The 23,940-nt window shown below is 66.3% G+C and carries 24 protein-coding genes; 11 read left to right on the top strand and 13 right to left on the bottom strand.

The window, feature by feature from the left end:
* Positions 1-35 precede the first annotated feature (35 nt).
* Positions 36-536 carry a GNAT family N-acetyltransferase gene (locus tag KV110_RS10855; protein WP_218475602.1) on the top strand — a complete coding sequence of 167 codons (501 nt, stop codon included), beginning with the start codon at positions 36-38 and terminating at the stop codon, positions 534-536.
* An 85-nt stretch (positions 537-621) separates the two neighbouring features.
* The gene (locus tag KV110_RS10850; RefSeq protein WP_218475600.1) at positions 622-981 is read left to right on the top strand and encodes an iron chaperone; all 360 of its coding nucleotides are present in this window, start codon (positions 622-624) and stop codon (positions 979-981) included.
* Between the two features lie 59 nt (positions 982-1,040).
* Here the strand turns inward: KV110_RS10850 and KV110_RS10845 are convergent, their stop codons facing one another.
* The 3 genes from KV110_RS10845 to KV110_RS10835 all read right to left on the bottom strand — a co-directional run bounded on the left by KV110_RS10845 (position 1,041) and on the right by KV110_RS10835 (position 3,984).
* Entirely contained in the window at positions 1,041-2,171 is a 1,131-nt protein-coding gene (locus tag KV110_RS10845; protein WP_218475599.1) for an NDMA-dependent alcohol dehydrogenase, read from the bottom strand.
* A gap of 146 nt (positions 2,172-2,317) precedes the next feature.
* Positions 2,318-2,848 (bottom strand): DinB family protein, encoded by a 531-nt coding sequence (locus KV110_RS10840; RefSeq protein WP_218475597.1) that lies wholly within the window; start codon positions 2,846-2,848, stop codon positions 2,318-2,320.
* A gap of 71 nt (positions 2,849-2,919) precedes the next feature.
* Positions 2,920-3,984, bottom strand: a complete 1,065-nt coding sequence (locus KV110_RS10835) for a phosphotransferase family protein (RefSeq protein ID WP_218475596.1) — start codon at positions 3,982-3,984, stop codon at positions 2,920-2,922.
* 80 nt (positions 3,985-4,064) lie between these two features.
* Here KV110_RS10835 and pabB point away from each other — a divergent pair, with 80 nt between their 5' ends.
* On the top strand, positions 4,065-6,332 hold the full coding sequence (gene pabB, locus KV110_RS10830) for an aminodeoxychorismate synthase component I (RefSeq protein ID WP_218475594.1): 2,268 nt from the start codon (positions 4,065-4,067) through the stop codon (positions 6,330-6,332).
* 169 nt (positions 6,333-6,501) lie between these two features.
* Entirely contained in the window at positions 6,502-8,514 is a 2,013-nt protein-coding gene (locus KV110_RS10825; RefSeq protein ID WP_218475592.1) for a TerD family protein, read from the top strand.
* 1 nt (position 8,515) lies between these two features.
* On the opposite strand, the gene KV110_RS10820 is transcribed toward KV110_RS10825, so the two are convergent.
* From KV110_RS10820 to KV110_RS10795, 6 genes are all read right to left on the bottom strand, one after another.
* A complete protein-coding gene (locus KV110_RS10820; RefSeq protein WP_218475590.1) occupies positions 8,516-9,241 on the bottom strand; it encodes a TetR/AcrR family transcriptional regulator in 726 nt (241 codons plus the stop codon).
* An 8-nt stretch (positions 9,242-9,249) separates the two neighbouring features.
* Entirely contained in the window at positions 9,250-10,479 is a 1,230-nt protein-coding gene (locus KV110_RS10815) for a cytochrome P450 (protein ID WP_218478336.1), read from the bottom strand.
* 119 nt (positions 10,480-10,598) lie between these two features.
* On the bottom strand, positions 10,599-11,912 hold the full coding sequence (locus KV110_RS10810; RefSeq protein WP_218475588.1) for an epoxide hydrolase family protein: 1,314 nt from the start codon (positions 11,910-11,912) through the stop codon (positions 10,599-10,601).
* 109 nt (positions 11,913-12,021) lie between these two features.
* On the bottom strand, positions 12,022-12,816 hold the full coding sequence (locus KV110_RS10805) for a phytanoyl-CoA dioxygenase family protein (protein ID WP_218475586.1): 795 nt from the start codon (positions 12,814-12,816) through the stop codon (positions 12,022-12,024).
* A gap of 65 nt (positions 12,817-12,881) precedes the next feature.
* Positions 12,882-14,303 carry a DUF1254 domain-containing protein gene (locus KV110_RS10800; RefSeq protein WP_218475585.1) on the bottom strand — a complete coding sequence of 474 codons (1,422 nt, stop codon included), beginning with the start codon at positions 14,301-14,303 and terminating at the stop codon, positions 12,882-12,884.
* Positions 14,304-14,510: 207 nt separating this feature from the next.
* On the bottom strand, positions 14,511-14,804 hold the full coding sequence (locus KV110_RS10795) for a hypothetical protein (RefSeq protein ID WP_218475583.1): 294 nt from the start codon (positions 14,802-14,804) through the stop codon (positions 14,511-14,513).
* A gap of 281 nt (positions 14,805-15,085) precedes the next feature.
* On the opposite strand from KV110_RS10795, the gene KV110_RS10790 reads away from it, so the two are divergent.
* The gene (locus tag KV110_RS10790; protein ID WP_014982884.1) at positions 15,086-15,364 is read left to right on the top strand and encodes a hypothetical protein; all 279 of its coding nucleotides are present in this window, start codon (positions 15,086-15,088) and stop codon (positions 15,362-15,364) included.
* A gap of 63 nt (positions 15,365-15,427) precedes the next feature.
* On the opposite strand, the gene KV110_RS10785 is transcribed toward KV110_RS10790, so the two are convergent.
* Positions 15,428-16,732, bottom strand: a complete 1,305-nt coding sequence (locus tag KV110_RS10785) for a carotenoid oxygenase family protein (RefSeq protein WP_218475581.1) — start codon at positions 16,730-16,732, stop codon at positions 15,428-15,430.
* A gap of 141 nt (positions 16,733-16,873) precedes the next feature.
* On the opposite strand from KV110_RS10785, the gene KV110_RS10780 reads away from it, so the two are divergent.
* The gene (locus KV110_RS10780) at positions 16,874-17,440 is read left to right on the top strand and encodes a PadR family transcriptional regulator (protein ID WP_218475579.1); all 567 of its coding nucleotides are present in this window, start codon (positions 16,874-16,876) and stop codon (positions 17,438-17,440) included.
* Positions 17,441-17,448: 8 nt separating this feature from the next.
* On the opposite strand, the gene KV110_RS10775 is transcribed toward KV110_RS10780, so the two are convergent.
* The gene (locus KV110_RS10775; protein ID WP_218475577.1) at positions 17,449-17,991 is read right to left on the bottom strand and encodes an ATPase; all 543 of its coding nucleotides are present in this window, start codon (positions 17,989-17,991) and stop codon (positions 17,449-17,451) included.
* 81 nt (positions 17,992-18,072) lie between these two features.
* Here KV110_RS10775 and KV110_RS10770 point away from each other — a divergent pair, with 81 nt between their 5' ends.
* Both KV110_RS10770 and KV110_RS10765 read left to right on the top strand, forming a co-directional pair.
* Entirely contained in the window at positions 18,073-19,449 is a 1,377-nt protein-coding gene (locus KV110_RS10770) for an MFS transporter (protein ID WP_246634460.1), read from the top strand.
* Positions 19,439-19,858, top strand: coding sequence for a MarR family winged helix-turn-helix transcriptional regulator (locus KV110_RS10765; RefSeq protein WP_218475575.1), 420 nt, complete (start codon positions 19,439-19,441; stop codon positions 19,856-19,858). The genes KV110_RS10770 and KV110_RS10765 overlap by 11 nt, the downstream gene beginning before the upstream one ends.
* Before the next feature lie 24 nt (positions 19,859-19,882).
* Here the strand turns inward: KV110_RS10765 and KV110_RS10760 are convergent, their stop codons facing one another.
* Both KV110_RS10760 and KV110_RS10755 read right to left on the bottom strand, forming a co-directional pair.
* A complete protein-coding gene (locus tag KV110_RS10760) occupies positions 19,883-20,566 on the bottom strand; it encodes a hypothetical protein (protein WP_246634459.1) in 684 nt (227 codons plus the stop codon).
* Between the two features lie 153 nt (positions 20,567-20,719).
* Positions 20,720-20,893 carry a CsbD family protein gene (locus KV110_RS10755; RefSeq protein WP_218475573.1) on the bottom strand — a complete coding sequence of 58 codons (174 nt, stop codon included), beginning with the start codon at positions 20,891-20,893 and terminating at the stop codon, positions 20,720-20,722.
* 221 nt (positions 20,894-21,114) lie between these two features.
* Between KV110_RS10755 and KV110_RS10750 the strand changes: the two genes are divergently transcribed.
* From KV110_RS10750 to KV110_RS10740, 3 genes are read left to right on the top strand one after another with little or no spacing between them, the layout of a single operon-like run.
* On the top strand, positions 21,115-21,435 hold the full coding sequence (locus tag KV110_RS10750) for a hypothetical protein (RefSeq protein ID WP_218475571.1): 321 nt from the start codon (positions 21,115-21,117) through the stop codon (positions 21,433-21,435).
* A gap of 4 nt (positions 21,436-21,439) precedes the next feature.
* Positions 21,440-22,030 (top strand): chemotaxis protein CheB, encoded by a 591-nt coding sequence (locus tag KV110_RS10745; protein ID WP_218475570.1) that lies wholly within the window; start codon positions 21,440-21,442, stop codon positions 22,028-22,030.
* The gene (locus KV110_RS10740; protein WP_218475568.1) at positions 22,027-23,937 is read left to right on the top strand and encodes a CheR family methyltransferase; all 1,911 of its coding nucleotides are present in this window, start codon (positions 22,027-22,029) and stop codon (positions 23,935-23,937) included. The genes KV110_RS10745 and KV110_RS10740 overlap by 4 nt, the downstream gene beginning before the upstream one ends.
* Positions 23,938-23,940: the final 3 nt, after the last annotated feature.

The following is a 23,940-nucleotide window of genomic DNA, read 5'->3' as shown; positions in this document are numbered from 1 at the left end:
GCTTGTGTGACCGACTACCCGAGACAATGGTCGGCATGAGTATCTCGGGCACTTGGACCATCGCCCCGGAACAGTTCGACTCCCCCGCCGCCGCCATGCTGTGGCGCGCCTATTACACCGAAGTCAGCGATCGCTGGTACCAGTTGCGTGAGGGGCGTGCGACCGATCCCGCGGAGCTCGAGCGGGAGGTTGCGGCGGTGTCGGGGGCGGAGTTCGCGCCGCCGCGTGGGGTGCTGCTGGTTGCTCGGTTCGGGGGCGAAGCGGTGGGGACGGCGGGGGTGCGTCTGCTCGATGACGGGACTGCGGAGTTGAAGCGCGTGTTCGTGCGGAAGGACATGCGGGGGAAGGGGGGTGCGGTGCTTCTTGCCGAGGCCGCCGAGGACGCGGCGCGTGCGCTCGGCGCCGAACGGATGGTCCTCGATACCCGCCTGGACCTGGTGGAGGCCAGGGCGCTGTATGCCCGGCTCGGATACGTGGAGTCGCCACCGCACAACGACGAGATGTACGCGGAGTGCTGGTACCGCAAGCAGCTGTGATCAGGGCTCGGGCGTGCCTACACTGACGATGCTCGACCAGCTTCAGCGATTCGATCGACAGCAGCTCACGGAATCGAGGGACGTCGTGACAGAGCAGCCCGCAACCATCGACGCGTACATCGCCGCCTTCCCCGAGGACGTGCGGGGCATCCTCGAGGAAATCCGCCGGACCATCCAGCGCGTCCTGCCGGACGCGACGGAAGCCATCAGCTACGACATCCCCACCTTCGAGGTGAACGGCCACAACACCGTCCACTTCGCAGGCTGGAAGAAGCACGTCAGCCTCTACCCGATCCCGCACGGCGACAAGGCTTTCGAACGCGCCATCGAGCCCTACCAAGCCGGCAAGGGAACGCTGAAATTTCCCCTGGCCAAGCCCATCCCCTACGACCTCATCGCGCAAATCGCCACGAAGCTCGCCGCCAGCCGCTCCTCGCTGGCGTGAGTGGCACACCATGGAGAGGCGTGTCGCCGCAGCCGTGTGCCACTCACGGACGAGTGGGGTTACCAGTCGGCTTCGGTGTATTTGATGATGCCGCGGATGTTCTTGCCGTCGAGCATGTCTTGGTAGCCCTGGTTGATTTCTTCCAGGGAGTAGGTACGGGTGACCATGTCGTCGAGGTTGAGTTGCCCTGCCTTGTACAGGCGGAGGAGGTTGGGGGCGTCTTGGCGGGCGTTGCCGCCGCCGAAGATGCAGCCTTTCACCGTCTTTTGCAGCATGGACAGCAGGAAGCTGTTCATCTTGACGTCGCCCGCGTCCATCCGGCCCATCGAGGTGACCACCAGGGTGCCTGCCTTGGCGGTAAGGATCAGGCCCTCTTCGACGTAGTCGCCGTGCATTTCGCCCATGGTGAGAATGACCTTCTCGGCCATCCGTCCCTCGGTGGCGTCCATCAGCGGCATGATCGCGGCGGCCATGCTCTCGTAGGTGTGCGTGGCGCCGAACTTCTGCGCCTGCTCCCGCTTCCATGGATTCGGGTCGATGGCAACGACTTTCGAGGCACCGGAGAGCACCGCGCCCTGCAGTGCGCTCATGCCGACACCGCCGATGCCCGCGATCACCACGGTCTCACCCGGCGCGACCTGCGCGACGTGGGTGGAGGACCCGAAGCCGGTGGGCACCCCGCAGCCGACCAGGCAGGCCACCTCGAACGGGACGCTCGGGTCGATCTTCACCACCGACGTGTGGTGCACCGTCATGTACGGCGAGAACGTGCCGAGTAGGCACATCGGGATGACGTTCTCGCCGCGTGCCTGGATCCGGTAGGTGCCGTCGCTGATCGCCTGGCCCATCAGCAGGCCCGCGCCGAGATCGCACAGCGCCATATTGCCGCTCACGCAGGACGGACAACGCCCGCACGCGGGGATGAACGACAGGATGACGTGGTCACCCACCTGCAGGTCGGCGGGGCAGTTGGGCCCGAGCTTGGTGATCACGCCCGCACCCTCGTGGCCGCCCATGACGGGGAAGGCTGGCATCGGCGTCGCGCCGGTCACAATGTGATGGTCCGAGTGGCACATGCCCGCCGTCTCCAACCGGATCTGCACCTCACCGGAGACCGGATCGCCGACCTCGATCTCTTCTACCGACCACGGTTGGTCGATCCCCCACAGGATCGCGCCCTTCGTCTTCATTCCTGTCGACCCTCTCGCATGCACGTGCTTATATGTGACTGCACCCACACTACGAGAAAAGTGGAACGCGTTCTAGTGTCGAGTCGAAAATTCAGCTATATCAGTCAGCTGAGCTTCTGAACACGTTCTAGTACTGGCGGCGGAACTCAGCCGCGCACGTCGTGCACGTGATGGACGAGGTCGTGGACGAAGTACCGCGCGAACGAGTCCACCGTGAACGTCGCGCCATCGCTACGCTCGCCGCGCCGGTCGCGCTGAGCCAGCGGCACCGACTCGAAAGAACGCGCGACCACCTCGGCAGCCTCGACGAGTTCGGCGGCTACTCGTGCCGGATCCTGCTCGTTGTAGCGGTCGGCCACGGCCGTCTCGTCCTGGTCCCAATTCGAGAAGCGCGGCACCGAGCCATCCGCCGAGCCGGTCAGCACCAGCTCGAGCCGCCTGTCGAAGAGGCGGCACACGTCGCGGACATGCGCGGCGTACTCCAGCGGCGACCAGGTCGAGTCGTTGGGACGGACCCGCACATCGGGGCGGTCGAGCACCGTGACGAAGCGAGCCGCGCTGTCGAGCACCAGCGCTGGCACGGCCTCGTAGGCGGTCGCGTTGGGATCGAAACCGCAATCGGGACAAGCGCGTTCGACGACCCAGGTCCAGTTCTTCACATCAGGAACGATCGGCATGCGCTCAACCTAACGTGGCTGAATATCGTCAGCGATATATATTCAGCCAAGTATCGGCAACATCCCGACAATCACTCCATCAGGCGGTGCGCGCGCTCGAACAGCTCCAGCGTGATGGCATGCAGGAAGTCGCCGACCTGCTTGGGCGCCTTGCCCGCGAACGCACGCGCGTGCGTGCCCTCGAGCACGATGCCGAGCTTGAAGCAGGCGAGCACGGTGTACCAGGGGACGGCGCTGAGGTCGCGGTCGGAGAACTGGCCGTAGTGAGCAACCATTTCGTCCGGGGTCGGCAAGCCGCCCGCGGCGCCCAGCTTGCCGACCAGCGCGGCGCCGGTGGTGCCCGGTTCCGGCCGGGTCGCGATCTGCCAGCCCAGATCGAGCAGCGGATCGCCGATGGTCGACATCTCCCAGTCGACCATGGCCGCGACCTGCGGGCCGTCGAAGGCGAACATCATGTTCGCGAGGTGGCAGTCACCGTGCAGGATGCCCGGTGTCCACTGCGCTGGCCGGTTGCGGTCCAGCCACTCGCCGGTCTGCTGCACGCCGGGGATTTCCGGGCCCGGGTAGCCCTCGTTGGCCGAATACGACTCGAGTTCGCCCAGCCAGCGCGGCACCTGACGTTCCAGGAAACCGTCGGGCTTGCCGTAGTCGGCGAGGCCGAGCGCCTGATAGTCGAGCGCGCCGAGCCGGGCGATGGCCTCGACCGCGGACAGACCCATCTGCTTGCGGATCGCCGGATCGCCCGCGTGCAATTCCGGCAGCTCGTTGGCCGGATTGAAGCCGTCGATCGGTTCCATCAGATAGAAGACCGCGCCGATCACCGACTCGTCCGGGCAGGCCGCGATCACCCGCGGGGCGCGCACGTCGGTGCCGTTGATCGCGGCGAGCAGGCGGGCCTCGCGCCGGATCACCTCGTTGCTCTTGGCGCGCAGATGCTTCGGGCCGCGGCGCAGCACGTAGTCCCGGCCGCCGCGGCCGAACCGCAGCATGACGTTCTGCGTGCCGCCGCCCAGCGTGGTCACATCCTCGAATTCCCCTGCGGGCAGGCCCTGCTCATCCATCCACTTGCCGACGAGGGCGAAGTCGACGAGTTCACGATCCACGCCGACCGGTTGCGCAACAGACATGCCCAACATTGTGCACCACCCGCCGAACTGAACTGACGGCACACGACAACAGTTGGGCTCACATGGCGCGGCGTAGGGTTTCGGGCACCATGCGCACGTTGTTGATCGACAATTACGACTCGTTCACCTACAACCTGTATCAGCTGATCAGCGAGGTGAACGGCAGCGAGCCGATTGTCGTGCGCAATGACGAGGCCGGCGAGCTGGAACTGGCCCGATTCGACAACATCGTCATCTCGCCCGGGCCGGGCCGTCCGGACGTCGCCCGCGATGTCGGGATCTCGGCGGCCGTGATCCGCGAGGCGGGACTGCCGTTGCTCGGCGTGTGCCTCGGGCATCAGGGCATCGTGGTCGCGGCGGGCGGGATCGTCGCCGCCGCACCCGACGCGCGACACGGCTACCTCGACCGAATCGAGCACGACGACCGCGACCTGTTCGCCGGCCTGCCGCAAGGCTTCACCGCTGTCCGCTATCACTCGCTGTGCGCTCAGCGGCCGCTGCCGGACAGCTTGGAGATCACCGCGACGGCTGCCGACGGGGTGATCATGGGGGTGCGGCATCGCAGTCGGCCGCAGTGGGGCGTGCAGTTCCATCCCGAGTCGATCGCCAGCGAGTTCGGCATAGCGCTGCTGCGCAACTTCGCGAATCTGACTGCGGCACATTGGGCGCGGCCGGTCGGGTCGGCTCCGACCGCGGGTTCCCTCGCGGGGCGATCGGAGCCGGTGACCATGCGGTTGCGCCCCGTCTCTCCTACTCCACGACCGGAACCCGCGCAATCTCATTCGGAGACACCGCGACCCACCACCTCCGCGCTGGCGCCCGAGCAATTCCCCGCGCTGGTGGAGCAATTCGGCGAGGCGGGTGGCGGTGGTCCCGCCGTGCCGAGAGCCGACACCTTGGATCGCTACGGCGGGCCGCCGAGAAGGTGGCAGTTACAGCACGCCGTGATCGAGCGGGCGATCGATACCGAGAGTGCGTTCGTCCGGTTGTACGGCAACTCCCCCACCGCGTTCTGGCTCGACAGCGAGCATGTCGAGCCCGGGCTGGATCGGTTCTCGTTCCTTGGTGACGCGAGCGGGCCGCTGGCGGAGGTGGTGCGCTATCGAGTCGGCGCGGGTGCGGTGACCGTCGAATCGTCGGACGGGCATCGGCGCGTTGTCGCCGGTGGGGTGCTCGATTACCTGGCCGCCGAATTGCGGCTGCGCCAGCTCGAACTTCCTGATCTGCCTTTCGATTTCGTGGGCGGGTACGTCGGATATCTGGGTTACGAGGTGAAGGCCGATTGCGGCGGGCATGCGGTCCATCGGGCGCCGACACCGGACGCGCAATGGGTCTTCGCGGACCGGACCGTGGTGGTCGATCATGTCGGCGGCCGCACTCATCTACTTTCCCTGACGGATTCGACGGCGGAGACGCTGCGCGCGGGCGCCGACTGGCTGCGCGACACCGGGGAAACCCTCGAATCCCTTCCGACATGGGCGAATCCACCGACGCTCGACGTGCCGTCGGACGGCGACGCCGTCGAGCCGCTGCTGACCCGCGGCCGGGAACGCTACCTCGCCGACATCGCCGTCTGCCGGGGGCGATTGCTGGCGGGCGAATCCTACGAAATCTGCCTCACCGACAGCGCGACCGTGCCCGCCGCCGAGGCGGACGGCCTGGACTTCTACCGCACGCTGCGGCGCTGCAATCCGGCCCCCTACGCGGCATACCTACGGTTCGACGACCTGGAAATCGCCTGCTCCTCGCCGGAACGCTTCCTGAAGATCGACCGGCGCCGCACGGTGGAGAGCAAGCCGATCAAGGGCACCGCGCCGCGCGGCGCCACCCCCGCCGACGACGACCGGCTGGCCCGCGCACTGGCCGACAGTCCGAAGACCAGGGCCGAGAATCTGATGATCGTCGACCTGTTGCGCAACGACCTCGGCCGAGTGTGCGAGATCGGCAGCGTGCATGTGCCGAAGCTGATGGCCATCGAGTCGTACATGACCATGCACCAGTTGGTGTCCACGGTGCGCGGCACGCTGCGCCCCGGCGTCGGCGTGATCGACTGTCTGCGGGCATGTTTCCCCGGTGGCTCGATGACCGGCGCACCCAAGCTGCGCACCATGGAGATCATCGACGAGCTGGAAACCGAAGCACGCGGCGTCTATTCGGGCACCATCGGCTTCCTCGGCCTCGGTGGCACCGCCGACCTCAACATCGTCATCCGCACCGCCGTGCGTTATGCCGGTCGCTGGCGGATCGGCGCGGGCGGCGCCATCGTGCTCGACTCCGACGCCGAAGACGAGTACCACGAGATGGTGCTCAAGGCCGCGGCCACTTTGCGCGCGGCAACCGACCACGCGGCGCACTGACCGGTCCGCACTTCGATCGACCGTCGAGGTACCCACAGATCCTGCACTTCGCACAGGGCTTGGACCCCTGTGAGACGTAGGGAAACTCGGTGGACTCCCGGTGCGGCTTGCCGAACAGAGGGGTCGGCGGAGTCGGCGTGTCGGAGGGTCGTGGCATAGTTCGAGCACGATGAAACTCAGCAAAGGCGCCAATGCAGCGGTACCGACATCCCTTCTTGCCGTGGTTGTTTCGTGGCAGTCGGAGCATGCGGTGGACGCGCATGCCCTTTTGCTCGGCGCATCGGGCACGGTCCGCACGGATCGGGATCTGGTGTTCTACAACGCCCCGCGGCATGTTTCCCAAGCGGTGACGCTCGCTCAAGAGCCAGCTCCGCGAACCGCCCGGCTGAGTGTTTCGCTGCCGCGCACCGAGGCGGACGTGGATCGGATCGTGATCGCCGGGTCGGTAGACGAGGGCACCTTCGCCGACATCACCGGCTTGACCCTGACCATCCACGACGCCAACGGGCCGATGACCGAATTCGAGATCGCGAATGCCGACCCGGTCACCGCGCTGATGTTCGGCGAGTTCTACCGCAGGGACGGACAGTGGCGGTTCCGCGCCATCGCCCAGGGCTGGTCCACCGGCCTGCCCGGGCTGGTCACCGAATTCGGGGTCAGCGTGGACGATCCGGCCGACCGCGCCCGGACGCCGCGCGTGGTCGAACCCTTCGGTGCGCCCACGCCTTCCCGAAACCTGAACGCTCGCATGGCTCTGGACGGCGAAAGCCCGCTCGACCGGTCCAGCGCCTCCCGCACGCCGACGGTGCCTACCGCAGGCGATCCGCACGAACCACAGACACCGACGCTCCGCGCAGCAGGCGAACACCCGCGCACACCGATGCTCCGCGCATCAAGCGACTCGACGCTCCGCCCTCAACAGCGTGACCGCCTACCGCACACGGCGCAGACGGACTTGCTCGACCAGAGCCAAGGAGGCGCGGCAGACACAACCGACCTCTCCACTGTCGCCGAAACAGGCTCAGCCGCACCACACTCCACAACCCGACCGCACAACACCCGCCCCGTCGATCTCGCCCGACGCCTGGCCGACCCGCAGCCCGCCCCCGCCCCGCCACCGAACCCCGATCTGGCCGACTGGCATCCGGACCCCGAACATCCGGCACGCCTGCGCTGGTGGGACGGCACCGAATGGACCAGCGCCACCTACCAGCGCAGCCAGCCGAGCAACCGGCATTGCGCACGCTGCGGAAACCTCCGGCGCCGCAAGCTGTTCGGCGGTCTCGCCGCCTGCCAGTCCTGCGATTCCGAGATCGAGGAATTCCTGACGCACTGGCACACCCAGGCCTGGCGGGTGCTCACCGCCCACGGGCCGCGCGGACCCGAGTGGGCGGCACTGTGGGCGTCGCTGCGCTATCAGCGAATCGAGGAGAACGCGGGCCGCGACGCGTTGCGCGATGCGGCACTCAGCTACGTGGAACGGCTGGTCACCTTCACCTTCGCCGACGGGGAGGTGGAGCAAGGCGAGTTGGCGGCGTTCGAGCACGCGGTCACCGAACTGGGGTTGGCCGGGCCGCTGATCGAGGACCTGCGTCGGCGAATGCATCGCGGCCGCACGCTGTCCCGGCTGCGGGGCGGCGATCTGCCGGTGATGCGGATACCGGGCCTGCACCTCGACCCGGAAGAGAAGGTGCACCTCGACCTGCCCGCGGTACACGTACGCCAACTGGCCCGCGGCCCGCGACTGACCGAGGGCAGACTGATCGTGAGCAATAAGAAGCTGCGCTTCGTCGGCGACGGCACCGGCACCGAATTGCTCTGGACCCGAGTGGTTTCCGTGCACACCGAACAGAACGCGGTGGTGCTCGCGGCGACTTCGTCCCGCGGCGGCGCCACCTTCACCGTGGCCGACCCGGACTACGTCGCCGCCGCGCTGGAGGGTGCGCTACGGGTCGCCAAACGTCTGATCCTCACCCCGGGTCAGCGTGACACCCGCAGCATCCCGCAGGAGGTGAAAGCCGAAGTGTGGCAACGCGACGGCGGCAAATGCGTCGAATGCGGCGACAGCCACTACCTCGAGTTCGACCACATCATCCCGCTCAGCCGCGGCGGCGCCACCAGCGCGATGAACCTGCAAATCCTGTGCCGCTCGTGCAATCGCGCGAAGGGCGCCCGCATCTGAGTCAGCCGTGGATCAGGCCCGCCGTGCGCCCGAGTTCGGCGAGCATCGCATCGAACAAGACTTCCGGATTCGACAGCGGGATCGGGTAGTTGCCGAAGACCTCGAGCGTGACGTGGCCGTAGAGGCGGGCCCACATCTGGATCATCAGGTACATCACGCCCAGGTCGAGCTTTTCCGCCGGGAACTTCTGGCCGGTCTCCGACAGCGCCGCCAGCAGCTCGGTTTGGAAATGCACCAGGTCTTCGCGCAGTTCCGGCGGGATGACGTCGGTGGGTGGCGTCACGATGTCGTAGTTGGCCAGCAGCCGTCCCGCCGCGGCGAGGAAGATCCGCCCGAACGGCTCGTCGAACCGCCGCAGCGCGCGGGCCTCCCCACCGCCGGGCGAGGCGAACACCAGGGTGAACTCCCTGGAGTGGGCCAGCGCCCAGCGGCGGAATCCTTTGCAGATGGCGAAGAACTGCACGACGCCGTCGTCCGGCAGCGTCGCGATCTCGGCGGACAACTCGTCGGCGAGATCGGCACAGAAGTCCAGGCGCAGCCGTTCCAGCAGATCGTCCAGCGATCCGTAGTAGCGGTACAGCGCGGGCGCGGTGATGCCGAGTGCACGCGCGATCGCACGCAGGCTCACTGCATCGGGTCCATGGTCGACCAGCAGTGTCCTGGCCACCCGCCGGATCTCGGCGTCGGTCACGACCGGCGAGCGCCCCCGGGGTCTGGGGTTACTCATCCCTTGATTCAAGCGTATTCGACATCCCACCGCTTGATCCCGTTCAGCCAGCCCGAGCGCAGCCGCACCGGCTCGGCGACCTGACGCAGGTTCGGCATCGCGTCGGCAATGGCGTTGAACATCAGATCGATCTGCAACCTGGCCAGGTTGGCGCCGACGCAGTAGTGGGTGCCGGTGCCGCCGAAACCGACATGCGGGTTGGGGTTGCGCAGCACGTCGAAGCTGAATGGGTCCTGGAACGCGTCTTCGTCGAAATTGGCCGAGCTGTAGAACAATCCGAGCCGCTGACCCTTCTTGATCTGCTGGCCGCCGAGCTCGAGGTCCTGGGTCGCGGTGCGCTGGAACGCGGTCACCGGAGTGGCCCAGCGGACGATCTCGTCCGGCGCGGTGCGCGGCCGCTGCTCCTTGTACAGCTCCCACTGTTCGGGGTTGTCCACGAACGCCTTCATGCCGTGGGTGATCGAATTGCGGGTGGTTTCGTTGCCCGCCACCGAGAGCAGGATGACGAAAAAAGCGAATTCGTCGGAGGCCAGGCCGTCCCCGTCGATATCCGCATTGACCAACTGGGTGACGATGTCCTCGGCGGGACACTTGCGGCGGTCCTCCGCCATATTCCACGCGTAGCCCATCACCTCGGCGGTGGCGGCCTGGTGATCGCCCTCGAATTCCGGATCGTCGTAGGAGATCATCTGATTGGACCAGTCGAAGATCTTCTTTCGATCCTCCTGCGGAATGCCGATGAGCTCGGCGATCGCCTGCAGTGGCAGCTCACAGGCGACCTGCTCGACGAAGTCGCCGCTACCGGCCTTCTTCGCCTCGTGCACGATCTTGGCCGCCCGCTCGGTCAGCGCCGCGCGCAGGCTCTCGATCGCGCGCGGCGTGAAGCCCTTGGAAATGATGCGGCGCAGCTTGGTGTGCTTGGGCGGATCGAGGTTGATCAGCAGCATGTCGCCGAGCATGCCGATCTGCTCGGGGGTGACGTCCTCGTTGAACCGGATGATGGAGCCGTTCTCGTGCGAGGAGAACAGCTCCGGGTTCTTCGAGATCTCTTTGATGTGGGCGAGTTTGGAGACGACCCAGTAGCCGCCGTCGTCGAAGCCGCTGGCCCGGCCGGACTGCGCGCACCACCACACGGGGGAAGTGCGGCGCAGCTCGGCGAATTCCTGGACGGGCAGTCGGGTGGCGAGCACATTGGGGTCGGTGAAGTCGAATCCTGCGGGGATCGAGGGCGTGGTCACGGTCACGGCTATCTCCTACCGGTCTGGGCTGCAGACCTCACAACATTGTGTGGAACACGTTCCAGAAAGAGATACAACCACAGGACGCGGTCTGGTGAACAGTGTTTAGTAAAACCCGTTTACTCGATTTCGCCCCAGGCAAGCTTTCGGAAGAAGAGGCGCAGGTCGCCCACCACCGCCTGCGGCTGCTCCATGGCGAGGAAGTGCCCGCCGCGGCCCAACTCGGTCCACTGCACGATGTGGTGGTCGCGCTCGGCCCAGCGGCGAATGGTCACATCGTGGGCCGAAACCAGCACGCCGGTCGGCACCGTCCCGCGCTCGGTGGCTGTCCAGCCCACTTCACCGGCACCCCAATCGCTGCCCGATTGCTCAGTGGCACCGTCGCTGTCCGACTGCCCAGTATTCCAGTTGCTGTCCGACTGCTCAGCACTCCAGTCCCCGGCCTCTGCTGCCGCATCGGCGGACCATTCGGCGCCGCTCCAATCGTTCGCGGTGATCTCCTCGTAGTAGATCTGCGCCGCCGAGGCCGCGGTGCCGGTCAGCCAGTACAGCGACACGTCGAGGAGCATGCGGTCCCGATCGATGCTGTCCTCGGGCAGACCGTCCTCGGGCATGGTCAGCTCCTTGAACTTCTCCACGATCCACGCCAGCTGGCCGACCGGTGAATCGTGCAGGCCGTAGGCAACCGTCTGCGGCCGTTTCGCATTGCATTGCAGATAGGCGTCATTGAAGGTCTGCATCCGCTGCCAGCGCTGCTGCTCGACCTCGCTGAGTCCGTCCATCTCCCCCTCGACGCCCATCGGGAAGGTGATCATGGCGTTGACATGAACGCCGACCACCCGCTCCGGCGCGAGCTTGCCCAGGTGCGGGGCGACCCACGAACCGGTGTCGTAACCGTGCACGCCGTACCGGTCGTACCCGAGCCTGGCCATCACTTCCACGAACGCCGCCGCCATCTTGGCCGCGTTCATCCCGGGCCCGGCCAGCGGCATGGAGAACCCGAACCCGGGCAGCGACGGAACCACCAGGTGGAAGGCGTCGGCCGGATCACCGCCGTGCGCACGAGGATCGGCGAGCGGACCTATCACGTCGAGGAAGTCGCCGACCCCGCCGGGCCAGCCGTGCAGCAGCAGCAACGGCGTCGCGCCCGGCTCCGGCGAGCGCACATGCAGGAAGTGAATGTTCTGTCCATCGACGGTGGTGACGAACTGCGGATGAGCGTTGAGGATCGATTCCTGTGCGCGCCAATCGAAACCGGTGCGCCAGTACTCGGCCAGTTCCTTCAGGTAGCCGACCGGAACGCCTCGGCTCCACCCCACACCCGACAGCTCGTCCGGCCAGCGCGTATCGGCCAACCTCGCATGTAGATCATCGAGCTGGGTCTGCGGAATCTCGATGCGGAAAGGGCGGATGCTCTGCGCTGTGTTCGTCATGAAGGCAACGGTATGAGGGCCTTAGGACAGGATCATTCCTAAGCTATTTTTCATCTTCAGCGCAGAACGCCGCCCCCCGCCGGCGGCACGGGGGCGGCGTTCGAATCGATCAGCTGGACAGGCCGACTCGCGGATAGCGGTCCGTGTCGAGCGGTTGTCCCGGCTCGATGCCGACCACCTCGTCCTGATAAGTCGGCTCCGACCCCGCCGGAGCCGGGTGGTAGGTGGCCGCGGCATCCATGTAAACCGTCGCCAAACTGATTCTGGCCGTATCGGTTTCATTCGCCCCGGCCATGTGCACGATCCGCGAATGATGGAAGGTGCAGTCGCCCGCGCGCAGTGGCACGGTGACCCGCGGCCACCACCGCAGCTCAGGACGAGCCTCGAACGGTTCGCCGAACGGCGCGTCGGTGCCCTCCGGCCAAACCTGCGAGCCGGGTATGAAGGTCATGCATCCCCGCTCCACCGGTACGTCGACCAGGGCGACCCAGGCGGTCAATGTCACGTCGGACCCGGCGACCGGAAACGCCGGATCGTCGGTGTGCAGGGGCGTTATCGTCCCGCCGGTGATTCGTTTACGCAGCAATTCGGTCTTGAACATGCGCAGCGGCCGACCAGCCAGCTTCTCCGCGATGCCGGTGATGCCCGGATGCAGGGCGAGCCTGCGCATGAGAGCGCTCTTGGCCTCCGGTTCGGCGACCCAGTCCATCACGTTGCCGTCACCTTCGGTGTCCCAGGAAAGTTTCTGCTGCCGCTCGAGCTGCTCCTGCGCGTCGGCGAGGTATGCCGCGACCTCTTCAGCACTGAGCACCCGCGGGATGTGCACGAAACCCTCGCTGCGGTACCGGTCCACCGTGTCGGACGAAAGCGTCTGAGGTGTAACGATATTCATCAGATTGGTCATGCAACCAAGCTACGGATCGGTTAGGACAGTGCGCTTCCTAATTCATTTCGAGCGAACGACCGATCTCAGGACACCGACGTCAACGGCGGCGGCTGCCACCGGCCTTGAATCGCTTCCTCTTTCGGCGCGTACAGCCGCATGGTGAGCGAAAACTGCCCCGACTCCGGGATGGGTAGCCAGTTGCCTGCCGGAACACTCGGTCCCGGGTCGGCATGTTGGATCGCGAGGTCGACCGAGCCGTCCGGATTGGGCACCACGGGACGCTGATGCCCGACCGCGTAGATCCCCGCCGGATTGGCCGTCAGATAGTTGTCCGCGTCGTAGGCGGTCAGCGACCAGAAGGCATCGACCGGTGGCAGCTGGCCGGGCGGGAAGTGCAGGCGGAAGCGGCCGGGGCCGCCATTGCCGTCGGCCGACGCGAACAGCGTCGGATAGATCGTGTCCTCAGCCAGGCTGGCGCCGATGCCTCGCCACGCGACGGCGGCGCGCTGCAGGTAATTGGTGCCGTAGGCGCCGATGGACGGGTCGAAGGTCCAGCCGTTCTCGTTCACCGACTTCGGATCGAGGTAGACCGGGATTTGTTGTCTCGCCGTGTCGGCCGCCGCAGCCAGATCGTCGTCGGACAGGCCGACGACCTCGCCACCAGGGGTGATGCCGATCGTCGCGAAGCGTCGCATGGCGGGTGCGTCGTCGGGTGCGGGCGGATTGATTGCCAGTACCGCACACATCCGATCGAAGAAGGTCCGCGCGTCCATGTGCGCGACCTGCTCGGCCGGGGGCACCGAATCGGCTTGCGGCGCAACGGGAGTGGTCTCCGCTGGCACGCGTCCCGCAGTCCGATCACTCAGCGGCACCAGCGTCAACTGTTTCTGGATCGCGCGCACGGCAGGCAGGTCCTCGGCGCCGTTGACCTGTATCCGGCCGAACAGCCACACCGTCGGCGTCGGCACGCGCAGCACGGTGACATCATCCGGAAGGCGGCCGGACCAATCGGGGCCGACGACGGCATAGGTGTACGGCGGCCCCGATTTCGCTTGCGGCCGAACGCTGCTCGGATTGTGCGCGGTGTTCGTCCAGGCGTCGAGCAGGTGCATCAGCCAGTACCGGCCACCCGCCATGGCGGGCACCTGCAGCACGATCGGCTCGGCCCGCAGGTCGAGCCACGCGATCGAGGACAGCGTGTCCAGGTTGAGCCGCACCACATCCCGCCGTGCGGGCGTCGGCAGCGCGGCGGCGTGCTGGAACCGATTGACCGGGGTGCTCGCCTCGGCCGCTCGCCGGCTGACGTCCATCAGCACCAAGGGGAAGCCGAAAATGTAGGCGTCCTTGGCGATCGACTCGGCCGCCCCTGGCGCGGTGGTCGCCGGCCCCGACGACGCGTCATCGGACCTGCCGCACGCCGACAATCCGGCCGCGGCCGCGGCCGCACCAGCCGCCAGCCCGAACACGGTTCGACGCGACACACCACCGTCGGTCTGGTCGCCCATAGGTTCTGCTCCTGCTTCCGATCCGATCGGACAGTGCGAGAGATCCGCACAGGAGTATAGCCAAATGTTTGCCGCCAAGCGCTGATTCCGACAGTGCGCGCCACAGGGCGATCAGCACCCCAACCGGTCCTCGATCAGCGCGCGCGGCTCGACCAGTAACCGCACCGCAGCACCCAACTCAGTTGCCGATAAGTAACCCGAAGACGCTCAGGTGCCCAGGACGGCGTTCATGATGGTGCCGGCACTGGTGGCTACGACACCGCCGATCATGGCTCCCGCGATCATCTTCGGCGATTGCAGCGCGCCACCCTGCCACTTCTCCCAGGCGAACTTGCCGCCCGCGAAGATGATGGCGAGGATGCCGGACAGCAGCGCGAACCAGGTGAGGTACCGAACCATCTGTAACAGCTTGTCCGACAAGGGCGGCGCTTCCGGGGTCGGGTTGCTGACCTGCGCCAATGTCGTGAAGGTATCTCCGACCGACGCCAGAATGATGCTCACCGTCTACTCCCTACGCTCCACTACAACTTTGCCGCCGCCGAGCTGCCACGCGAAAGTTGTTAGACCACCGATGGATTCGATCTTGAATGAGGATACGGGCCCGCCGATGGTCCAGTGGCCTCCGCTCCACCCATCATCCCGACCTTCGGTAACCCCGGCAAGGTCGCGCAACGCCGAACTTCGCTGCGCCGCACCGACCCGACTGCATGGCAGCGAACAAACCGATACCATCACTGTCAGCGAATCATGCCCTGTCCCGAATCCAGAATGAGCTGACCACGATGATCCTGGCCGCCGCGTACGACACTCTGCTTGCTCAGATCGGCAACCCCAGCCCCGAGGCTCCGCCGGTATCCGACAAGTTCCTTCAACTGGTCCGCTACTTCACCTGGTTCGTGCTCCTCGCGGGCATCGTCGCCATCATCTACGCGGGCGGCAAGTTCGCGTGGGAGAAGTGGACCGGGGGCGGGCTCGACTCCCCGAAGATGGTGGCGGGCGCCATGATCGGCGGCGTCGTCGCCACCAGCGCCGGCACCATCATGAACGCCGTCATCGGCTGACCCCCACCCCCGAGAACCCCGCTCCCCGACTACCTCTGCCGCACGTCGATCGGCGGACCCGAGTCACCTATCCGCGAGCCAACTTCCGTGGAACCCGAACGGGACCCGGCGCGGCAGGTGGATGGCGGCTACGGGCGGCGCGGCCAGGTCACTCGCATCCAGGATGACCAGGTCGCTGCGGTCGGTCTCGGCGTTGTAGACATAGGTCATGAGATAGCCGTGGCCACCGGGATTCTGGTCGGCGGGCGCGAAGGCGGCTTCGCCCGGGACTCGACCCGAGCCGAACTCGTGCGCGGTGCTGCTGCCGCTGTGCAGGTCGTAGCGGATCAGAGCGCCCGAATCCCCGGAAACCGCGACATGACCGAAGCGGGCATCCAGACCGACCAGGCGATCATCCACGCGCGGGAACTCGGCCGCCCGGTCGTCGAGCTGTTCCTCGGCGACGGTGCCCGCGGTCAGATCGATGGTCCAGCGCCAGAGACTCGCCTTGTCGAAGGTGTGGGATTCGGTGCGCCACAACTCCGGGTAGCGCATCACATACAAAACGATCTGCCCCGGCTCGTCGTGGGCATTGAGCGGGTGGAAGACGTAGCAGGGGTCGATGCCGAACCAGCGGACCTCCCCGTGCGGATCGTCGCGCCGGAGCACCCCGAGCCGCGCCTGATAGTCATCGCGCCAGCGAAACGGCATCCCCCCACCGGAAACCGCCGCCGCGGCGTCGAAAACAACCGGCAGATCCATGAATACGACGTGCTCGGCGGTGAGATTGAAGTCGTGCTGCATGGTCGCGGCGGGCACATCGATCGGGCGGCTGAGCAATAGATTGCCGTCGGCGTCGGCCCGGTGATAGGTCAGGAACGGTTCCCGGATCAGCTCGTAGCCGAAGAAGTGCAGCTCACCGGTGACCGGGCAGGTCTTGGGATGCGCGGTCATCGCTGTGCGCAGGCCGCCGTCGAAGTCGTAGGGACCGACGGTGTCCAGGTCGCAGGTCAATTCATACGGCAAGGACGATTCGACCAACGCCAGCGTCCGCCCGGCATGCCGGATGACGTGCGTGTTGGCGTTTCCGGCAGTCAGGTCGTGATTGCCCATCTCGTCGTAGACGCGGGCGCCGTCGGTGAACTTGGTGGTGCGTACCCAGCGATTGCGATAGGAGACCGCGCGACCGTTCTCGATCCGCACGCCGTGCACCATGCCGTCGCCGGCGAACCAGTGGTGCGAGGCGGCTTCGTGCGGATTCGGCCCGTTCCGCAGATACCAGCCGGTGAGCTCGGCCGGGATCTGCCCGGACACCGGGAGGTCGTAGGCGGTCAGTTCGTCGGAAACCGGTGCGTAGTTGCCGGTCAGGTGCGGAGCGGAAGTAGTCATGTGAGACAACCGATCTGATCGATAGGTCAGGCTGGCGGCGCAACCGCCTCGACTCGCGTTGGCGCGACATTCCAGTTGCGACATGTCAAAACTAGAGGCTGTGAATTCGACCTGTCAAGAGTGGAATGTAGAGTGACGGGCATGAGCCTCCGGTATGCCATGCTCGGACTGCTGGCCGACCGCCCGGCCAGCGGATACGACCTACTGCACCGGTTCAAGCACTCACTGGCCAACATCTGGTCCGCGACGCAGAGCCAGATCTACACCGAGCTCGCCAAACTCGCCGACGACGAGCTGATCGCCGTATCGGACGAAGGCCCGCGCGGCCGTAAGGAATACACGATCACCCCGGCGGGATTGGCCGACCTACGACGCTGGCTCACCGAGACCGAGCCGAAGGAGGTCAACCGCAACGAGATGCTGCTACGCGTCTTCTTCCTCGGCGTCGTACCGCAGTCGCAGGCCGAGGAGTACTTGAGCGGGATCGCGACCTGGGCCGCCGAACGCCATGCCGACCTGCTCGCGATCGAGGCGTCGATCGAGTGGGAGAGCAACGACTTCTCCCGGAACGGCCGTATCGCACTGGAGTGGGGCCAGCGCTTTTTCGCGATGAACGAAGAGTGGGCGGAATGGGCCCTCCAGCAACTGCCCGAACCCGCGCATAACGCCCCCGCAGCGGACCGGATCGGTCCCGAACGTCGGGGTTAGGGCAGCGCCTACGCGACCGCCGACGGATCCGCCTGCCAGCCGGTCAGCGCGATGAGCTCCGCGGCGATCTCCGCCGGTCCGCGATCGGTCGTGTCGACCACGTGCACCCATTCGGGCACCGCGTCGGCCAGCTCGCGCGACATCGCCAAGCTTCGCTCGATATGCCGTTGTAGCTCGATACCGTTCTCCCGCTGCGCAAGCCGTGCGCCGGCGGTCCGATCATCACAGGTCAGCAGCACAGCGGTGACCGAGGGCGTATCACCCATCGCCGCGGATAGTTCGCCGATCACCTCCGGGAACACGCTCGCCGTGTTGGTGTAGATCAACCTCCGGTAACCGAGCGCCCGGTAGTTGGTCCACATTGCCGCCAGGTTCTGCTCGGCGAGGCCGTGCTCCCAGGTCGGCGGGTAGGCCATGTCGAGGTAATCGCCCTCGATCAGTGCGTGCCGTACCCCGGAGTCCGCCAGCAGGGTATGCATCGCGAGACCGACGCGACTCTTGCCGACACCCGAACGTCCGCCGAGGAACAGCGCTTCCGTTTGCGAGATCACCTGCCCAGCATGCCAACCAGGCGGCTGCGACCGGCGTCACAGCCCTTGCATTCGGAACAGTTGTGACTCCACAATAGTTGTGTGACCACAACTGTCCAGCCGATGACCGATCGGCGGAAAACGCTCGTCCTGGCCACCTGTTGCCTGAGCCTGCTGATCGTGTCGATGGACGCGACCATCGTGAATGTCGCGATCCCGACCATCCAGGTGGATCTGCACGCACCGCTGTCCCGGATGCAATGGATCGTCGACGTCTACACGCTCACGCTGGCCAGCCTGCTGATGCTGGCGGGAGCCGCGGCGGACCGATTCGGCCGCCGCCGGGTATTCCGGATCGGCCTGGCCACCTTCGCGATCGGTTCGCTGCTGTGCAGCCTCGCGCCGACCATCGAGATCTTGATCGGCGCCCGGTTCCTGCAGGCGATCGGCGGCTCGATGCTCAACCCGGTGGCGATGTCGATCATCACCACCGTCTTTACCGGACGGGTGGAACGTGCTCGCGCGGTAGGGGTTTGGGGCGCGGTGGTCGGCATTTCGATGGCGCTCGGTCCGACCGTCGGCGGCGTGCTCATCGACACGCTCGGCTGGCCCGCGGTGTTCTGGATCAATCTGCCGATCTGCCTGCTCGCCCTGGTGCTCACGACAATCTTTGTGCCGGAATCGAAGTCGATGACGGTGCGCGGCATCGACCCGGTCGGGCAGGTACTGGCGGTCGTGTTCCTGTTCGCCACGGTGTTCGGGCTGATCGAGCGCAAGCCGGTGATCTTCGTGGTCGCGGCGGTCGCATTGGCGGGGTTCATCTGGTACGAAGCGCGGCGCGAGGACCCCTTCATCGACCTGCGCTTCTTCCGCAGCGTGCCGTTCGCCTCGGCGACGGTGATCGCCATCTTCTCGTTCACCGCCCTCGGCGCGTTCCTGTTCAGTTGCTCGCTGTATCTGCAGACGGTGCGGCACTATTCGGCGGTGCACACCGGGCTGCTGTACCTGGCGATGGCCGTCGCGATGGTGATCTTCTCGCCACTGTCCGGCCGACTGGTCGGCAAGCACGGGACGCGTCCGTCACTGATCGCGGCGGGACTGGCAATGACCGTGGCGGCCGTCCTGCTCAGCACCCTCGACCCGGACACCCCGGTGTGGGCGCTGGTGATCATGTTCGCGATCTTCGGCATCGGCTTCGGCATGGTGAACGCGCCGATCACCACCACCGCGGTCAGCGGGATGCCGCTGGACCGCGCGGGTGCCGCCGCCTCGGTGGCCTCGACCAGCCGTCAGGTGGGCACCAGCATCGGTGTCGCCCTGTGCGGCGCGCTGACCGGGGCGGGCCTGTGGTGGGTGATCGCGGTGCTGACCGCCGGTGTCGCCATACTCGGCATAGCCGCGAACACCCCGTGGGCCAAACGGTCGAGTGACCGCGTCGCCCCACTGCTCGAACAGAAGGTGCCGACCCATGCCGGATGACACCCCCACCGCCGACGAGGTGTGGGCCATGCTCACCCGCCTCGTGATGTACAGCCGCGACCCGTGGCGGCGAGCGGTGACCGAGCGAACGGGGTTGCCGTTCAGCCAGATTCGGGTGCTGCGCCGCCTGCGCAACGGTCCGATGACGGTCAAGGAGGTAGCGCACGCAGCGGCGATGGACGCGCCCGCCGCCACGGTCGCGGTCAACAAACTCGAGGAACTGGGTTTCGTCGTCCGGGAAGTGGATCCCACCAACCGGCGCAAGAAGCAGGTCTCCATCACCCTGGCCGGGCGGGCGGTGCTCGCCCAGGCACTGGCGACCCCGGATCCCGCGCCGAGCTCGGTCACCACCTTGCCCGACGATGATCTGCGCACCTTGCGCGACATCTTGAGCAAGATCGAGAACTAGCCTCGGTCGAACCGCCAGAAGTCGTCAGGCACTGACGAACTCACGGTCGCCATACTGCAGACTGGCCGAATCCCAAGCGCCACCAAGGCCGGTCACGAACCGTCGCGCCAACTCCATATCGGCGATATCGACCACCAGAATCAGCGCGTTCGCCTCGGTGACCGAACCGCCGACGAGCCGTTCGCGCGCGACCGCGTCGGCGGCCAGCCCGTCGCGGAACCGCCGCACATCGACCCCGGCGACCGTGACCGTGACCGCGTCCACCCCAGGCGAATTCGGCGCCAGCCGCTCGAAGGTCAGCACCGATTCCTGCTGGAACTGGGTACGCACCTGGTCGGCGATCCGCCGCAGCTCAGCACTGTCGACACAGGCCAGGTGGAACTTCCGGGATCGTTCGTAGGTCGCCTGTTGCCGCTCAGCCGACCAGAACACCCCGCTGACCAAGGTCGACCCGGCCGGTAATCCGATGTGCCGCACCGTGATCGCGCCGACCGCCAGCTCGAACCCGGCCAACTGGTCGCGCAGCCGCTGATCCTCCGGGTCGGTGATCGTCGCGGTGTTGTCGGTCGCGAACAGTTCCGCGGTGGGCTGCAACGGATTTCCCGCCGCACATGCCGCCGGACCCGCACCAGCGGGCCCCGCTCCCCCGAGCAATCCCGCGCCGACGAATACCGTCGCGAGAACAGCCACCATCCGTACCGCGATCATCCCGATCCTCCCGAGCCGTTGATCCGCGCGATAGACCACTGCACCTTAATGCCGCACTCGGAATGATCGAGACGTTTCGCGCCCTACCCGGACGCGGCCGAGCGGGCGGTACCCGATGGGGCACGCACCCGCTCGACAAGACCGGAAAGTCGGTCAGTTGCGGAAGGCGTCCTTGACCTTCTCGCCCGCGTCCTTGAGGTTGGACTTGATCTGATCGCCCTTGCCCTCGTTCTTCAGGTCCTGATCGTCGGTGGCTTCACCGAACTTCTCCTTGGCCTGACCGGCGAGATCGTCAGCCTTGTTCTTGGCCTTGTCCGTTGCGCTCATTGTCTAACCCCTTTCGTCGGGTCCGACCGACCTGCCTTTTCGGGCCGGTCTTCTGGCGGATAACCGGCCTCCGCCGATACAAACACCCACGGGCTGTGGTCAACACCGCCGTTTACCCGCAGACAGGCCCCCGAGCTGCGGCTCAGGCGTAGAGTTCCAGGTGCAATTCCCCGAGTCCCGAAGCGTGGCTCTGCGTGCCTGCGACCGAACCCGGAGGAATCATGACCCTTGTCTCACACAACGAACTCATCGAGCACGCACCCCCGCGCCCGCCACCATCGGCCGAGCACGATACCGCCGCGTTCACCGAACTCGGCGACCGACTGGTCCGCAATCTGTTCGACACCGGCCTGCGGCTGGACACCATCCGGATGGCGTTCGACCGCGACGAGCTGACCCCAGCGCAGGTGGGCGCACACCGGGACGCCATCGTCGACATCCTCGCCACCCTGGATTCCATGATTCGTACCACCGGCTCAGCGATGCTCACCCTGACCGCCGCCGCACCGATGGGCGCGCCGCGCCGCAAAAGGCGGCGATGAGGTCGTGGCCGGCACGGATGACGCGTACGCCGTCGTCGCCGTCGCCTCGTCGGCGGGCGGGATCACCGCACTCTTCCGAGTGCTCGGCGCCCTGCCCGCCGACTTGCCGGTTCCGGTTTTGGTCGTTCAGCATCTCGACCCTCGCCACAAAACGGTGCTGGCCGAATTAGTCTCGCGCCGAACCGAATTGCGCGTGAAGCTGGCGACCGCGGGGGAACTGGTCGAGGCGGGCACCGTGTACATCGCGCCGCCGAACCAGCACCTGCTGGTGGAACCGCCCGGTATCCTCGCCCTCTCCGGTAGCGAGCTCGTCCACTTCGTCCGGCCCTCGGCCGACCTGCTGTTCGAATCGGTGGCAGGCGCGTACGGATCGCGCGCGATCGCCTGCGTACTGACCGGATCGGGCAGTGACGGAGCGACGGGGGTGAGCGCGATCAAATCCCGCGGCGGCACGGTGCTCGTGCAAGACCCGGACGAAGCCGAATTCCAGGGCATGCCCCGCGCGGCCGTCGCGACCGGAGACGCGGACATCGTTGTGCCACTCGAGGATATCGCCGACGTCATTCGCGGCTTGGTGGTGGCGAGCTCATCGTGACCGAGTCGAGCGAGCAGATCACGACGGCACCGGGCGACGACATCGACACCGTCGACCCGGCGCTGGAGGATCTGCTGCTGTTCATTCGAGATTCGCGCGGTTTCGATTTCACCGGCTACAAGCGCTCGTCGCTGACCAGACGTATCCGCAAGCGCATGCACGAGGTACGGGTCACCGATTACCTCGATTACCGGGATCTGCTGGAAAGCAACGCGGAAGAGTTCCGCCACCTGTTCAACACCATCCTGATCAACGTCACCAGCTTCTTCCGCGACCTGGACGCCTGGCATTACCTGCAGCGCGAAGTGTTGCCCGAACTGATCGCGAATACCAAGCCCGACAGCGAGATTCGGATCTGGAGCGCGGGCTGCTCCAGCGGTGAGGAGACCTATTCGCTGGCCATCGCGCTGGCCGAGGTGCTCGGCATCGAAGAGTGCGCGAGCCGGGTCAAGCTCTATGGCACCGACGTCGACGAGGAGGCGCTGCGCGAAGCCCGGTCCGGCGTCTACCCGGCGAAGGCGCTCGGGCAGCTGTCCGGTGAGCTCCGGGATCGGTACTTCGAGCCGTTCGGTGACAAATTCGTCTTCCGATCGGATCTGCGCCGCCGGGTGATCTTCGGCCGCCACGACATCACCAGGGACGCACCCATCTCCCGCCTCGACCTACTGGTGTGCCGGAATACGTTGATGTACTTCAACGCCGAGGCGCAAGCGCAGATCCTCGAGCGCTTCCGTTTCGCGCTGCGCGAGGGCGGATTCCTGTTCCTCGGCAAGGCGGAACTGCTACTCGCCGAGGGTGAGCGGTTCGGCGTGGCGAGCATGCGCCAGCGCATCTTCCGGCGCCGGGCCGGCGAGGTCAGGGCGCTGCGCCAGCCGCACCCGGCGCGACTCGACATCGACGACGGCCTGCAGGCGCACGGCCTGGTCAAGAAGCGCCAGCTCGGTGAGCTCGCCCTGGAAACCGCGCCGTTCGGGGTGATCGGGCTCGATGCCGAGGGCAAAGTCGCCATCCTCAACAACCAGATGCGCAGCCAGTTCGGCTTGACGGCGCGCGACGTCGGCAGGCCGCTGAGTGATCTGGAAATCTCCTACCGGCCGGTCGAATTGCGTTCGCTGATCGAGCAGGCCGTTTCCGAGCGCCGCAGCATCCGGGTCAGTTCGGCCGAACGCAAGCTCGGCCCCGGTGACGCCCAGTATTTCGACGTGCTCGTCCAGCCGCTGTGGGCGGGTGATGGCACGAATGTCGGCGTGGTGGTCAACTTCGTCGACACGACGATGCCGACGCGGCTCGCGCTCGAAGTGAAATTGAAAAGAGCCGAACTCGAAACCGCCTACGAGGAACTCCAGTCGACCAACGAAGAACTCGAAACTACCAACGAAGAACTCCAATCCAGCATCGAGGAATTGGAGACCACCAACGAAGAGCTGCAATCGACCAACGAAGAACTCGAAACCACCAACGAAGAACTCCAGGCGGGCAACGAAGAACTCGAGACAATGAACGAGGAAATGCAGCTTCGCACCGATGAGTTGAACGAGACCCGCACCTTCCTCGAGGGCGTGCTGTCCAGCGTCGCGGCGGGCGTGGTCGTCCTCGACGATCAGCTGCGGGTCAGGAGCTGGAACCGGGGCGCCGAGGAGATGTGGGGGCTGCGCTCCGAGGAGGTCCAGCAGCAGGTGTTCTTCGGGCTGGATTTCGGGCTACCGACCCTGCGGCTGCACGAAAGCATCCAGCGCTGCCTCGAGACGGGGCACCGCGAGGGCCCGGTGGGGATCCCGTCGGTCAATCGCATCGGACGTTCGATCACCTGCGCGGTGACCTGCTCACCCCTGGACGGCACCCCCGACGGCGTGGTGTTGCTCATGGAAGAGATCTTGTCGACAAATGTTGGCTTACAGGGCAATTAGTTC

Source organism: Nocardia iowensis, assembly GCF_019222765.1.
GTDB lineage: Bacteria > Actinomycetota > Actinomycetes > Mycobacteriales > Mycobacteriaceae > Nocardia > Nocardia iowensis.
Note: the sequence above shows the minus strand (reverse complement) of the source record. Positions and strands in the feature narration are given on the sequence as shown.

Bases quoted from the DNA above. Each gene is read 5' to 3' on its own strand.
- KV110_RS10780 (WP_218475579.1), top strand. From the start codon at position 16,874: ATGAGCCTCCGGTATGCCATGCTCGGACTGCTGGCCGACCGCCCGGCC.
- KV110_RS10855 (WP_218475602.1), top strand. From the start codon at position 36: ATGAGTATCTCGGGCACTTGGACCATCGCCCCGGAACAGTTCGACTCC.
- KV110_RS10835 (WP_218475596.1), bottom strand. From the start codon at position 3,984: ATGTTGGGCATGTCTGTTGCGCAACCGGTCGGCGTGGATCGTGAACTC.
- KV110_RS10755 (WP_218475573.1), bottom strand. From the start codon at position 20,893: ATGAGCGCAACGGACAAGGCCAAGAACAAGGCTGACGATCTCGCCGGT.
- KV110_RS10845 (WP_218475599.1), bottom strand. From the start codon at position 2,171: ATGAAGACGAAGGGCGCGATCCTGTGGGGGATCGACCAACCGTGGTCG.
- KV110_RS10820 (WP_218475590.1), bottom strand. From the start codon at position 9,241: ATGAGTAACCCCAGACCCCGGGGGCGCTCGCCGGTCGTGACCGACGCC.
- KV110_RS10765 (WP_218475575.1), top strand. From the start codon at position 19,439: ATGCCGGATGACACCCCCACCGCCGACGAGGTGTGGGCCATGCTCACC.
- KV110_RS10840 (WP_218475597.1), bottom strand. From the start codon at position 2,848: ATGCCGATCGTTCCTGATGTGAAGAACTGGACCTGGGTCGTCGAACGC.
- pabB (WP_218475594.1), top strand. From the start codon at position 4,065: ATGCGCACGTTGTTGATCGACAATTACGACTCGTTCACCTACAACCTG.
- KV110_RS10810 (WP_218475588.1), bottom strand. From the start codon at position 11,912: ATGACGAACACAGCGCAGAGCATCCGCCCTTTCCGCATCGAGATTCCG.
- KV110_RS10805 (WP_218475586.1), bottom strand. From the start codon at position 12,816: ATGACCAATCTGATGAATATCGTTACACCTCAGACGCTTTCGTCCGAC.
- KV110_RS10785 (WP_218475581.1), bottom strand. From the start codon at position 16,732: ATGACTACTTCCGCTCCGCACCTGACCGGCAACTACGCACCGGTTTCC.
- KV110_RS10760 (WP_246634459.1), bottom strand. From the start codon at position 20,566: ATGATCGCGGTACGGATGGTGGCTGTTCTCGCGACGGTATTCGTCGGC.
- KV110_RS10800 (WP_218475585.1), bottom strand. From the start codon at position 14,303: ATGGGCGACCAGACCGACGGTGGTGTGTCGCGTCGAACCGTGTTCGGG.
- KV110_RS10825 (WP_218475592.1), top strand. From the start codon at position 6,502: ATGAAACTCAGCAAAGGCGCCAATGCAGCGGTACCGACATCCCTTCTT.
- KV110_RS10790 (WP_014982884.1), top strand. From the start codon at position 15,086: ATGATCCTGGCCGCCGCGTACGACACTCTGCTTGCTCAGATCGGCAAC.
- KV110_RS10750 (WP_218475571.1), top strand. From the start codon at position 21,115: ATGACCCTTGTCTCACACAACGAACTCATCGAGCACGCACCCCCGCGC.